A 14,447-nucleotide genomic window follows, 5' to 3' on the forward strand; every position below is an offset into this window, starting at 1 on the left:
GGAAAAGGGGATCACCGGCGCAGCCCATCCAAAAAGTGGATGATGGTCTGGATCTGGAAATCGGCCGTTTCATCGGCGGCTTCAGGCACCAGAAAGGGCAGAGTCTCAGGAATCGCCCGGCGGATGACCATCAAAGTCAGGCAAAGATTGGTGAACAGGGCCACCTGCCTGGGACCGGCCGGAACGCCGAAACATTCCAGAAGTTTTCCAAACAGCTGACTTTGCTTTTGACGAAAAATCTGACAGTTTTCGGGAGAAAGCCGGCGGAAAATATGCTGTTGCCCTTCGATCGTCAGGACGGCGATACCATTTTGCTCACCATAGCAGCAGGAGCGGAGAAAGGTATCCACGCCTTCGCTCCAGGAAAGGGACGGATCTTCCATCAATTTTTTGGCGTAAGCCAGGATCCGGGGCTGCTGGAGATAGAGGGCTTCCACCACAAGGTCCTCCTTGGTGGGGAAAAAAGAATAGAAAAAGCTGCGGGAGATCCCTACCTTCTGATAGATTTGCTCCACCGTTGTATGCTGAATGCCTTGTCTGGCCATCAGCTCCAGCGCCACAGCCACCAGCTGCTGCCGCAGCCGCTGTTTTTCTTCCAGGGAATAGGCCACCCTGGGCATAGCACAGACCTCCTTCCATAATAAAGACAAATCAAAAAATGTGTTTTTATTTTAGCACCGTTCCAAAGATTTGGCAAGTGGAGGATCGGTGGAGAAAAAACGACAAAGCCCCTGGCCATCGGCCAGGGGCTTTGTGTATTAAAACAGGGGATAGGGTTTGCGGGTTTAATGGGTGAAGCGGTACAGGAAGGTCACCATTTGTCCGCGATTGCATCCCAGGTCGGGGCTGAATGCGGTGTCCGAGGTACCATTGGTGATGCCCTTTTCCAGCGCCCACTGCACTGCATTGTAATAATAGTCGCTGGGCTTCACATCGGCAAAGCCCGATGGAATGGTGGGAGCGGGGGACTGGGAGAAACGATGGAGAAAAGTGACCATCTGGCTGCGGCTCACCGTCTGATCCGGTGCAAAAACTGTGGCGGTGACGCCGTTGGTAATGCCTTGCTCCACAGCCCATTGGACCGCTGTGCGATAATAGGCATCTTCCGTCACATCGGCAAAAGGCATATCCTGGCTTTGGGGCGCAGGCGAACCGGCCAGACGCCACAGGAAGGTGACGGCCTGGGCTCGGGTACAGGTGAGATGGGGGCCGAATGTGGTGTCCGTGATGCCGTTGGTGATGCCCTTTTCCAGCGCCCACTGTACTGCATCATAGTAATAATCCTCTATGGATACATCCACAAATCCCAAGCCGGTACCCTGGGGTACAAACAGGGCTTCCACCTTCACTGGGCCGCCAGGCATCCGGAAGGTAAAGCTGCCATCGCCTTTGGGAGTGAGGGTCAGCATACTGCCCTTCTGATCGGTCACGATCAGGCTTCCCAGCTCATATCCAGCCTCCGGCTGGGATGTGATGGTAACGGTTTTTCCGGGAGAAGCATTTTGGGGAGTGATGGTGATTTTGCCGCCCTCTGTCTGGGAGGGAGAAGTGATGGGATAGTGGGGCTCCTGGTCTCCGCCGCCAGGAACAATGGATGCAGCCTGGAAAGCGGCGTGGACCGTGAGGGAATCCCGGATGTTTTCCACCTGATAAGTGCCGTTGGCGGCAGGAACTGGCGTACCGTTTACCGAAAGAGTTGCCAGGGTGTAGCCGCTGCTGGCGCTGGCCCGGATGGTCACGGTGGAGCCGGACTTCACCTGATAGACGCCGTTCTCATTGCGGATCACAGCATCGGTTCCATCTGCATTGATCGCAGAGATGGAAACCGAGCCGCCAGCACCGGCAGTACAGGTGATGGTGGGATCGACATGTTCACCGCTGACCAGGGCATAGGCCGAATAAGCTCCCTGGTCGGTGGCCCGAAGCCGGGCGTGTACCAGGCCGGACGATCCGGCGGACAGAGTCAGCTGGCCCTGATCATTCACCTGGAAAGTGCCGGTGGCCGGATCGGCTTCCCACTCTACCAGGCGGCTGCCGGTGAGGGACAGGGTGCTGCCGTTTTCCAGCACGGCCACTGCTGATAAGGTGGTGGAGCTGCTGGTGGGCTCCAGCTTTTGGTTCTCGATGGGCTGGCCATCTGCATAGATGGCGATGTTTTTCAGTTGTCCCAGAGCCGGGTTCACCAGCTGTAAGGTACGGGTGGTGCGGTGGCCCACCCCATCGGTGGCCGTAAGGGTCAGGGTGTGACTGGCGGCCGTTTCACTCAGGTTGACTTTATAGGTGAAAGAGCCGTCTTTTTCAATGGTCACAGGTTCCGCTGCGCCGCCATCCACCGAAATGGTGAGCGTGCCTTCGCTCCGGCCGGTCACCTGGGTGCTGGCGGAGAAGAAGGAGCCGCTGTTGGGGGTGGAGATCATCAAAGCCGGGGGCGTTGAATCCACGGTAAAGCTCTTGGTATAGCGGAAGGCATCCCCCTGGCTGTTGGTTCCCTGGAACCGGATGGTATGGGAACCTTCGGTGAGGTTTTTCAGTTCCAGAGAGATCGTGCTTTGGCTGGTAACTTCTGTTTCCTCGCCGTCGTCCAGGCTCCAGGTGCCCGAGACCTTCTGGCCCTTTGCCTCTGTGATGGTGGCGGTGAAGCTGTTCTTGGGATAGATCAGGGTCTCAAAGGTTTCTTTCCCAGCCTGGGTGGTTTCTGTTACGGCCTTCACATCGGCATCCCAGGAGAATGTGGGCGGGGTGGGAGCGGAAACGGTCACATCGGTGCGTGTTTCTTCCGAATAGAGGGTAACGCCGTCAGTTGTTACCTTATAAGCGGATACCCCCATTTTGTAGGTTTTGCCCGCTTCCAGGCCCACGGTGGTTTCGCCGGTGGCGATGGGATAGCCCTTGTCGTCCAGAAGCAACTGTCCCTCCTTGCCGGTTTGATACTCCGGCACTGTGGCCTGGCCGCCGGCGGTATAGGTGTTGCTGCCTTTTTCCAGCATCAGCCCGCTGACACCGGAAACCAGCTGATCCCCTTCATAGAAGTTCACCCGGTAGCCGTCAATCCCCTCACCGGAGGCGGTAAAGGACACCTTGTAGTCTCCGGCGGATTGTACATTGCTCACCGTGGGTTTTGCGGGCTGCTGGGGATTTTCATACTTCCAGCGGGTTTCCGCAGTGGAGGCGGTGGTGGCACTCTCGTCCACCGCTACGGCCCGCAAAGTGTATGTGCCGGAGGGCAGGGCAGCGGTGTCCAGGGTGATTTCCACGCTGCCGCCCGTGATGGCGCCAGTTGTACTGCCCACGGGATAGGCGGTTTCCCCGTCCACGGCCAGCAGGGTGATCTGGGAGAATTTGCTCAGGCCGGTACCGGTGACGGTGGCCCGATTGTCGTTTTCTTCCACCTTTTCCAGCTCCGGCAGCGGGGCCAGGCGGTAGAAGGTCAGGTCGGAGGGCTGGCTGGTTGCGATGGTATAGGCGCCCTGCGTCCCAGCCGGGAAGGTTACTGTCATGTGTGCTTGCTTGCTTTTTTCGTCATAATACACATGGGCATTGGCATTCTGGTTTTCCGGCGCATTGGCGTCTTTTTTCGGATCAAGCCAATGCATCGGGTAATCTGATCCATCGCTTGCCTGGATGAAAAGCTTCTTGCCTTCTTCTATGGCGGCCGCTTCGCTGGCGCTTTCCCAGGTGAAGGACAGAGCGCCGTCAGAGGCGCTGTTTTCCAGGGTCAGCTGATGGTTCAGGCCGGAAATGTTGCTTTTCAGGCTGTCGCCGCCGGTAAAGGTGGTGGGGCCGTTCAGACTGGATACCACCTGGGCCCGGGCCGCCACCGACACATTGTTGCCCACGGCGGCATACAGGGTCTTGCCGGTGGTGGGGGAGGTGTACAGCGGCACGGCCCGGAAGGTCATCAGTTCCGGATGGCTGGAGGTGGCTTCTTCCCCGTTCCAGCTGATGTCGCCGCCCCAGTAATAGGTGATGCCCACCTTCATCCCCAGGGCTTCGGCAGCGCCCCAGATTTTTTCGGTGTTGGCTCCCAGGCCCACATTGGCCAGGGTCAGGCCCCCGATGAGGGGCAGATTGCCGGGCAGGGTCAGAGCAGCCTGGATGAAAAACTCAAACAGCTGCGCTTCATCGCTGACAATATAGCCGCCGCCCTGGAGGATGCCGGCAATGTTCATATTGAGAGCGGCCAGGAAATAGACCTCCGGATACCATCCCAGCTCCAGCTGGGCGCTGTCCAGCACGGCCACCGAATTAGCCAGGGTGCCGTTGCTCAGCTGAGCGCCGATGCCCTGGAGGCTCAGGTCCAGCTCAGCCCGGGCAGAGATGATCTGGAGGATGGAGAACTGTCCTTGAAGAATCAGCTGCAAGGGCGGGATGGCGTCGGTGAGGAAGATGGTGTCATACAGATTGTCGATGCCGCCGCCTGCACCCTGGAGCCACAGCACGCCCATGCCGTCCAGGTTGATTCCGGGGGTAAATCCGCCCACATAGAAGCGAAGGGTGTCGGGGTAGGGGATGCCGTCCTTGCTCTGGATGGCCAGCTCGGCTTCCATGGCAAAGGTAGCAAAGGAGGCGGCGCCCGAAACGCCCACGGCCCAATCGCCCACAGTTTTTACCGTGAGCACGCCTTCAATGCCGGGCATGCCGTCGATGTAGCTGGGAAGGCCCAGGGCCACGGAAAAGTTGACGCCCTGGTATTGGCCGCCGCCGAAGAGGATGTCGTCCACCTGGATGGTGGCTGAGCGGCTGTCCCCATCCCCGGCCTCGGCGCTGTCTCCCATGTCGGTGCTGGTTTCAAAGGGGGGCGCGTTGGTATCCACCGTGTCGGCATTATGGGGATACTGGTCCTCCAGGGCCCGGAGATTGTCCGGGGTGGCCTGGCCCTTTGCGATCAGGTCCTGCTTGGCTTTGTCCAAAGCAGAGGCTTCCGGTGCAGACTGCTTGGCGGCAGGCACCAGGAAGGACAGATCCAGGCCGCCGCCAAAGGCGATGACGCCGCCTACGCCATTCATATATCCCATTTCGCCGTACTTGAACTCAAAGAGCAGCCCCAGCAGGTCCTGGGCCGCCTGGCCCACGCTGGGCCATAGCAAAGTGATGTTGCCGTCTTGATCCCGGTCGCCGTTTTCCTCATAGGTGGTGAGGGAATAGGCCGTGCCGTCCTCGATGGCGGTGAGGCAGCAGGGCCCGGTCCACACCGAGGTTCCCACGCCGGAGATCAGCAGGGAGGCGTCAAAATCCACCTCGATGACGCCGCCTTGATCGGTGATGGTCACCTGGCCGTCCCGGATATCCAGGCAGTTGTTCAGGGTGATCACATTGTCCTCTTTTCCCAGGGACACGGCGGTGTACACTTTGGCGCCGCTTTCTTCCTTCTGGGAGAAGGAGCCCCGGAACTCCAGCAGGACGGCGCCGCCCAGGGACTTGCCGGAGTCTGCATAGTCTTTTTCTGTGGCGTAGGTATGGACAGAATACTGCTTGTCGGAATCCTGCTCCACCGTCACCACGCCATAGCCGTTATTGCGGTATTCCGGGTCATCGGTGACCTGGAAACGCAGGGCCGGGGCGGCGATGTCAGTCTTGGAAGCGTCGAGGTAATCGATGGTCAGCTGGTATTCCCCAATGTCCAGTTCCTGGGTCAGCACCACCTGGGCGGTGTTGTTTTCCGCATCGATGGCAAAGGCATCTTTTTCAATCTCAATGCTCTCTTTTCCATCGATTGTTCCCCCATCGGTGCGGGAAAGACGCAGGGTGAAGACAGCGCTCTCCTGCTGGCTTTCCAGCATATTGAAATTGGTGCCGGTGAGGTAGAGACTGCGGGTGCCGGTGGTGTAGATCAGATCGGGAGAAGCGCTGGTAAAGCCGATCTCCGGCACATTGCCATTGGTGCCGGGACAGAGAATCCACACCGTTTCGGTGCACAGCAGGTTTTTGGCCTGGAGAACGGTGGAGCTGTCTTCCATCTTGTAGGCCTGGAAGGTCAGCTTCCGGTAGGTGGCTTCTTCCCCGGGGGTGGCCTGGAACTTGAAATTCACATTCTGGCTTCCCTGGTCCTGCAAATTGGTCAGTTCCAGATAGTAGGGATCCCAGTAGGTTGCATCGGTTTGCAGCGCATTGTTTTGATCATAGGGCGTCATCTTTTCTCCCGGATAAACCACCAGGCGCACATTGTCCAGCGTGCCGCCGGAGATATTCCGGAAGGTTCCCTGCACCGTGAAATCGCCATTGTTTGTATAGGCCGTTCCGTTGGTGTCCATTGTCAGGGTCTCGGGCATGTCGGTGAAGTTCAGGGTGGCCCCGGCGGTTTCGGGCACATCGGCATTGGAAAAGACGCCGTAATACCCGGCGGCCGAGCCGCTGCCGTTCTGAGCCAGGGTGCCCAGGTCATAATAAAGGGCAAAGGCGCTGTCGGCTGTCAGGTAATCCCGGTTGTAGGGGGTGGTGAAATCCAGGCTCCCGTCGGGTGCATAGTCAAAAACCGAGGCGGCCAGGTTGTTCCAATGGCCGAAGGTCACTTTTTCCGGCTTGCTGACGGTATCCCCTACGGTTCCGTTGAGAAAATAGGCCATGATGCTGGGGTTCTGGGGGTCGTCATAGGCGAAAAAGTTGTTCTGGTAATCGGTGACGGTCTGTTCGGAAGTCACCCGGGTGTAACCGTTGTCCTGGGCCACTTCATAGACTCCGTAGTCCTGGGTGCCCAGGGCGGTGTCCATCAGCAGGCGCAGCTCTACTTGGGCCTGGGCCCCCAGGTTCTCCGCTGTATAGCTGAGATAGGCCATGCCATGTTCAGTGGAACCGGGGTTGGCCAGGCGGAAGGTCTGGGTAATGCGCACATCATCCACTTCCCATACCGCCTGGATCTGGGAAGTGGCAGCGGTGACTTCCACCGGGGAAGCTCCCTCATAGTCTCCGCCGAACACATAGTCTTTGGCTTTCCCGTCCCGGGTGATCCGCACCGACAAAAAGGAGGTGTCGTCCTCACCCAGGGGGAAGAGCAGGTTTTTGTTGTTGTCGTCCTTCTGGATGGCGTCCCCTTCCAGGGTGCGGATGGAAAAGCCGCCGTTGCGCCGGTCCACCAGGATCTGCAGGTTTTCATCGGACAGGGTGTCCACCCCTCCGCCTTCTGAAGCGAAGGCGGAAGGGGGAAGGATGCCCAGCAGCAGGCTCAGGGCCAGCAGTGAGGCCAGGGCCCGGTGCAAAAATGATTTTTTCATGGTAGTTGCTCCTTTTCACGGCTCAGGAACGAACATAGAGATAATAGATGGTCTCGGTCCGATCCTGGGTGCGCAGGTAGAGGGTATAGTAGCCGGAACTTTGGAAAGCGGTTTCCAAAGGCTGGGTATAGGCGCCGTTCAGCAGCACCTGTGAGCCGGTTTTCATCTGGGCCGCCGTTTTATAGCCCTGCTTCAGCGCCAGATATACCGGGGTGTCGGCGCCATCCAGGGTCAGGCTGGCATCCCCTTTGCATAGGGTCAGCGTGCTGCCCGGATAGACGATCTGGCCGTTGACCCTCAGCTCTATGGGTTTTCCCAGAGTGAGCACCAGGGTGCGGGTGACGGAAATGGCGTTTTGGGCCGTATCTTCTGCAGTGTAGGTGATGGTATAGCGGCCAGGGGTATTCCAATCCACAGAGGAGGTAACGATTGCGTACTGCACCGATTTATCCTGGTTGTCGGTGACGGAAACCCCATCATGCAGCAGAGCGAGGCCTGCATCTTGAGTAATCCCCGCCTGGGCATAGACGATCTGGCTGGGCAGGGAGATCACCGGGGCCACAGTGTCGGGCAGCTCCACGGTGAGATAGGCAAAGAGGGTGTTTTTGTCCTCGTCCTCCGCTTTCAGGATCACAAGGCCCGGTTCACTGGGCAGGGAAAAAGCTGTCCACTGGCCTTTTTCTACCGTAATGGGAGATTTTTCGCCCAAAGTGATTGCAGTCTTCCGGGTGGGCTTCACATAGAAGGTGTCCCCCGCTTGCAGGTCCAGCTCTGCCGGGTCGGTGACGGCGTCGGTACCATCTGCGTTCCTGGCGTAAGACAGGGCCAGCCGGTCGTCCAGGTTTTGAATATCCAGGGTTACCTGGGTCAGGTTGCCTGCCTGGTCGGTAAAGGACAGGGTCGTTCCTCCGTTTTTGGATGCCACATAGGTATGGGTTGTGCTGAACTTCCCTCCGTCCTCTGCCGCCGCCAGGTCGCCGGCGGTGGGTTCATTGGTGATGAAGGTCAATTCCACACTCCGCAGACCGCTGCCGTCCACGGTGTATTTGCCGTCGACCGCAGACAGTACGGCGTTGCCGTTTTTCACAGTGACCGCCGGAGCCGTGGTGTCGATGCAGGTAATGGCCGGAAGGGTTACCTCTGCGGTCTTTCCATTCCGGGCCGTCAGCGTCAGGGGCAGTTCCTCTGCGTTGGCCGCATAGGTCACATAGGCCTGATTGGTCTGGTAGGAGACGGTGACGCCGGGGGTTTCGGTGTGCCGCACCTCTTTCAGCTGGGTGTTCAGGGTAAGAACGGCGGTCACCGGGGCATTGGTGTGGACATTGCTTTGGGCGTCTTTCCATTCCTCGCCGGTATAATCCATGCCCTGATTGAGCCATTGGGTGGAAAGCACTTCCGGCTCTGTGGTGTCGATGCTGTGCACCGAAGCCAGGATGGAGCCCACATTGCCTGCCGCGTCAGAGAAGCGGAAGGTGTAGCTGCCGTTTTCCTGGAAGGTATAGTAATACTGGCCCTTGTGGTTGTAGTCGTCGCTTTCATCCAATATCAGCTGATTGGTATCCAGCACAGTAAAGTCCGATGGATCATCTTCCAGCGGCACCAGATAGGCCCGGATGGGCGGCAGTGTCAATTCTCCGCTTTCGCTCACATATTCCACCTTGGCCGCGGGGGCAGTTTTGTCCACCGCCGGGAAAGTAAGGGTCAGCGGGCCTGCTGCATTGCCGGCGGAGTCCACCAGATAAATGGAAAGGGGCTCGCTTGCGTTTTCGGTTTCCCAGGTAAGGGTGGAGCCGGTGACCGTCAGGCCGTCGATGGTATCGCTTTCTCCGTCGTAGCCGGGGGCAGCAGAACCGTCCTTTTTCACGATGACCTTCACCGGGGAATCGTCCTGGATGGCAAAGGCCAGCCGGATGGCCTGGGCTTGGGTGCTTGCCAGGTCTGCGCTCAGATTTGTGGGGGACAGGGGACTGCTGCTTTCGATCATGGAATCGTATTGGTCGATCTGACCCCAGGCGCCCGAGCGCAGCAGATACAGTCCCACCTGATACTGGGGAGCCGTTTTATCTGCCGGAGGTGTGGAACCGCCGTCTGCATCCACCAGGTCCCAGGGCAGGGAAGCGGTGATCTGGGCGGCATTGCCCAGCAGGTCGGTCACCTGGAAGGTATGGCTGCTGCCCGCTTTGGAGCCGATGGGGAACACATGGCTGGTCTCCCCCACCAAAAGCTCGCTGCACTGGAGGGCGGCGGTCACCGGGCCGCTTTGGTAATTGCCCGAAAGGGGGTTGCCCTTTTCGTCGTAATAGACCACGGTGATTTGTTCCACCTTGTCATCGATGTTGGTCACCTGCACCCTATGGGATGTTCCATCGGACAGGGTGATGGTCACGGTGTCGTTAGAGGTTAGCTCCAGGGTGGCGGTGGAGCCGGAGATGGTTCCATTGCCGTTCTTTTCCGAAGAAAGGCCGGTGATGGTGTTTTCTCCGCTGGCAGTGGCCGTCAGGGTTACCGGACCCCGGGTAGCGGCGGTCTCCGACAGGGTAACCGAGAGATTTTCAAAGGGAGAGGCGGAAATGTTTTCCGTATACTGGTTGCCGAACACATCCTCATAGGTAATGGCAGCGCTGTCGGTATAGATGGGCAGGGCGTGGGCGGCGTCAAAGGTGCCGGCGGTATCGGCAGGCACCGGGTCCAGCACCCGGATGGGCAGGTCGGAGGTGAGGGTCACTTGGCCCTCGCCGCTGGCGGTAGCGGTGACGGTGGGCTTCGTCGCGTCATAGGCGACGCCCGAAGAAATCGTACAGTAGGCATGGTTGTATTCATTCTTATCCACGCACCCATTGCCCAGATTGTCCTGGCAGGACAGGGTGATTGTCACCGTGTCGCTGGTGGTGCCATAGGGGTACTGGCCGTAGATGCGCAGGTCTACACCCCGTGTCTTGCCCTCTTCCGTGTCATCAGTGGCGGTGTCTTCCACCTTGTAGATGCCGGCATAGCCTGCGCCGCTGCCGGTCCAGGTGCCGTTGGGGATGATATCAGGCAGGGGCGTGGTGACGGTAGTGCCATCGGAGTATTCAAAGGTGAGAGCGAAGCTGCTCAGATCCAGCCCCTCGGAGCAGTCGTTGCTGTTGTCATAGTCCGAAACTACCGCTGTCAGGCAGAAAGTGCCTTTGCTCACTGTTACATTGCTGCCTTGGTAGAGGTTGACCCGAGGCGGCAGGATGTCTATGTAGCGGTTCGGATAGATGTATTGCCAGGTGAAATTGCCGTACTCGTCCATCAGCTGGATCGCCGCAGGGTTGCTGGCCCATATGCCCGTCGTCACCTCCGTCTGGGTCAGGTCCAGGCCCAGGTTGCTGTCCAGAGTGATGGTTTCGCTTTCTCGGAAGGTTTTGTCATCGGACACGCGCAGGGTGCGGCCGTTGAGGGCCAGGGCCTCCTCCGCATCCCCGCTCAGGTTTGTGAGCTGCATCCGCAGGCCGCCCGACCCGTTGGGGGTGAACTCCACTGCAAAGGTGGGGTTGGCGGTGCGCACCGTGATGGCCAGGGTCTTGGTGGCGGCGTAGGTCCCGTTGGGCAGAAGGCCCCGGTACCGGAGGATGTTTTCCCCCTCCACCAGGTAGAGGGTGGTTTGAGAGGACGCACTCTCGCTGTTCATTTGGAGGGGAACCTGTGTGTAGCCCGTAAGGGTGTTTGGAGTGCCCGTAATATGGGGGGCATTCTCGCCCAGGCTTTCATTCCAGATATCGATGGGCATATAGCTCAAGCTATTGAGGTTGCTGTTCTTGTACGCCTGGAAAGCCTGAAGGGTCAGTATGACATTGTCCCAGCCGGTGAACCCCAGGGAGACCTGGGCGGCGTCTTCGCCCAGCTCCACCGTCCGGGAGGTCCCGTTCGTGCTGTTGCTTTGCTCCAGCTTTGTGGGATAGCAGTCTCCCACTGCGGGGGCGTCGTTCATGTAGAGAGCGTCGCCGCTCTGCTCCCACACCGATCCGTCCAGATAGACCAGATGGAGCACCGGGGTATAGGTGCCCCGTTCTCCGGCCAGGGGCACGGTGATGGGATAGTTGAGGGTCCAAGTCCAAGCATTTGAGCCTTGATTTAATAAGTCAGAACTGAAATAGTATTGGCTGTCCTCCACCTCGGAGCCGAAACTGTATTGCAGACAGACATAGGATTTGGCATAGTCGATATCATTCAGGTAATAATCGCTGTAATTATGATTGGCCCGGCTTATAGTGAGAGGCACGGTCAGGCCGGTGAGGGTCTGCACCGACACGGTACTGCCGGTCACATTGGATGCGATGGCGTTGGAGACGCTGTTGCCCCCTGCGTCTTTCGGCGTCTGGAAGGAGATGGTATAAATTTCCTGCGCGTTATTGGCCCCAGTGGCATCTTTGTCAAACGCCTGGGCCGCCTTGATGGTAAACTGCTCCACGGCCAGGTGGTCGGTGGCGCCGGGGATGGTCACATCATAAGAAGTACTTGTTCCCCCGGCTGCAGCTGTCTCCAAAAGGCCATTCCAGGTGTCCGTCGGCAGGGTGACCAGGGTCACCTTGATATCGCCGTAGGTATAGACGGGGTCCCAGGTAATATTCGCAGTTTCTTTCGGCCGGTAGTTCTGAATCGTGACACCGCCTGTGGTGCTGTCCTCGGAAACTTCATAGCAGGAAGCAGAAACATAATCTTTGTTGCTGCCGGAGAAAATCTCAAAGGAAGATCCGGAACTGTTGATGGAGTAGATCAGGGATGTTGAGCTGCCTTGCAGCACCGCCAGGGTGGTCATATCGGTGCCGGCTTCTGCATTGCCCACCCTGGCCGGGGCATGGAGTTCCAGGCCCGGGTTACCGGTGACCACGCCTGGCGGGCTCTTCAGGGTATACCGGGCAGAAGAGGTCATATTGTATGAATATGTGTATGATTTTTCAGCTACATTGCCTGCCACATCGGTGGCCGCCACCTTCAAGGCAGCGGTTCCTTCTCCGGTGAGCCCATTCAGGACTGCAGCGCCGGAATAGGTGGCGGAGCCGGGGGCCAAATCACTGACAGGTGTTTCCAAACCGTCATTCCACTGCACGGTGATGCTTTGCAGGTGGGATGCATCGGACACCGAGAAGGGGACCGAGATTCCGGCCTCCCCCGATACCGAGAAAGCCTCCGGCAAGGTGATGGTGGGGCCGGTGGTGTCAGTCTTCACGGAATACTCTCCCAGGCTTCCGGTCCCCTGGTTTCCGGCGTAGTCCTGGGCGGTGATCGACACCCCGATGGGCAGCTGGCCGGTGCTGGGGTCGGCGTAATTTCCCAGCTTGGCAGCATAAATGTGGAGATAATAGTTTCCGGAGCCGTCGGGGGTGGGAAGGGGGGACCGATCCAGCCAGGAGGTATAATTATCACCATCCGTACTGATTGCCGGTGCAGTTGCACTGTCATCTATGCGGTACCACAGGGTACCGTCGCAGGAGATCTGGAGAGAGACCGTTACTTCCTGCTCCGGATCCACACCGGAGCCATTTTCTTCCTCCGCAATGGTGAAGGGCAGGGTGATGTAGTTCGAATCCCTGCTGATTTCATCTTTTTTCAGCGTGACGGCGGGGGCCGTTACATCCAGATTCAGTTTTTCCACAGGAGCAAGATCACCCAGGGATGTTTCCAGCATGTTGCCCGCCGGGTCCCCCAGGGTGCTGCTTCCATCTGCGGCTTCCAGGCGCAGGATGCGGATGGGCTCATTTTCTTCCCCTTCGGCCATGGTCATGCCCTCTTCCGGGCGGAAATAGGCCCAGGTGAGGGTGGTGCTGTTCCGGACGGCGTTGACCCCATCCGGGGCATAGGACACTTCCGCCAGGTTGAGCTTCACCGGATTTCCATCTTTGTTTACATTGAGGACGGCTTTGACATCATTGGCCTCAAGGGCGGCGTACACATCGCCTGTCCAAAGACCCACTTCCTCATCCAGGGTCAGGGTGAGGGACAGGTAATCCCCCACACCGGCCCAGGTGGCGGAAGGAGTGATATCCTCCGGCCAATCTCCATTGGCGTTCGCCTTGTAGCCCTGGGTCATATTGCCCTGGAGATTCAGTCGGGTATAGCCCGGGGCATCATTGTCCAGCGCCAGGTTCTCTTCCAGCATCTGGCCGCTGGTCCAGGAGAGGGCGTTGCCCGCAAGGTCGGTGACCAGGCCGTCAGCGGTAAAATCACCCATGTTCATGGGCTGGCCGCTTTCATCCAGCAGCGCCAGGCCGGTTTCCTGGTTTACCCAGGACTGGGGTTCCACGGAAGTGACGAAGTGGTTCATCCCGCTTTCCACATCATAGGAGAAGATCAGCTTGTTCCCGGTGAGGGAAACCAGATGGGCGGTAATGGTCTTATCGGTGCTCTGGCCGGTTTCGGAGCTGAGCAGATTCAGCTGGAGTTCCAGATCGTGGGATACACCGTCGGCAAAGCGGACAGGCTCGCTCATTTCCAAAGTGATATACGCTTTTTCACCTGCTTTGTAAGCCGTGCGGGAAGTCTCATTGCCTGCACTGTCGCTTACATAGGCCCGGCTGAGGGTGGGGGCGGTCAGGTCGGAAAAATACACATAGGTCTTGCTCACCTTGGAACTGCCGCAGGAGCAATCGGTGCCGCCCATGGTCAGGGTCAGGCCATTTTTGGCAGAAGCGGGCAGGGTCTTGCTGCCGGTATAGGTGCGGGCCACTTCGTCCGGGTCGTCCTGGCCGTTCTGCAGGGTCAGGGTGGTTTTCTGCTTTCCATCGGAAGTGTACTGTACCTGCACCCGGGCCCGGTCGGTGAGGGTGCCGTGGCTGCCGATATGCATATGCCGATCAGCCGTCAGCGCTGCGCTCACATTGACGGTGATCTGTTTTAATTCGATCAGGCTTTGCAGCGCATCCATGCTTTCCATATTCCAGGAATAGGAGGCGCTCCATTTTTTGTTTTCGCTGTGCATATAGGTGTTGCCAGGGCTCAGCTCGTTTTTATTTTCCCCGCTGACGCTGAGGGAAGAGCCCTGCAAAGAGCCAAAGAAGTCATTGACCAGCAGCCCTTCTTCAGTGAGCACCTGGGTGCGCACAAAGCTGCTGTGCTCCACTGTCACTTCAGGCAGCAGATAGACCCCTGCCACAGCCGGGGCATAGCTGACAGCCGGATCCGCCGCCCGGATGGGCAGAGGGCCGGTGAGAGAGCATAGCAAGCTGAGACAGAGCAGCAGGCTGATCCATCGTTTTCCTTTCATCTCACATTCGT

Annotated in this window: 3 protein-coding genes; all 3 read right to left on the bottom strand. The window is 58.4% G+C overall.

Annotation, left to right across the window (positions count from 1 at the left end; all coding sequences use genetic code 11):
• Positions 1–11: 11 nt before the first annotated feature.
• The 3 genes from H6A25_RS01655 to H6A25_RS01665 all read right to left on the bottom strand — a co-directional run bounded on the left by H6A25_RS01655 (position 12) and on the right by H6A25_RS01665 (position 14,436).
• The gene (locus H6A25_RS01655) at positions 12–620 is read right to left on the bottom strand and encodes a TetR/AcrR family transcriptional regulator (protein ID WP_204750280.1); all 609 of its coding nucleotides are present in this window, start codon (positions 618–620) and stop codon (positions 12–14) included.
• 165 nt (positions 621–785) lie between these two features.
• On the bottom strand, positions 786–7,208 hold the full coding sequence (locus H6A25_RS01660; protein ID WP_204750281.1) for an S-layer homology domain-containing protein: 6,423 nt from the start codon (positions 7,206–7,208) through the stop codon (positions 786–788).
• Positions 7,209–7,230: 22 nt separating this feature from the next.
• Positions 7,231–14,436, bottom strand: coding sequence for an immunoglobulin-like domain-containing protein (locus tag H6A25_RS01665; protein WP_204750282.1), 7,206 nt, complete (start codon positions 14,434–14,436; stop codon positions 7,231–7,233).
• Between the last annotated feature and the right edge of the window lie 11 nt (positions 14,437–14,447).

Origin of the sequence: Intestinimonas butyriciproducens, from assembly GCF_016901775.1 — a bacterium.
Classification (GTDB): domain Bacteria; phylum Bacillota; class Clostridia; order Oscillospirales; family Butyricicoccaceae; genus Pseudobutyricicoccus.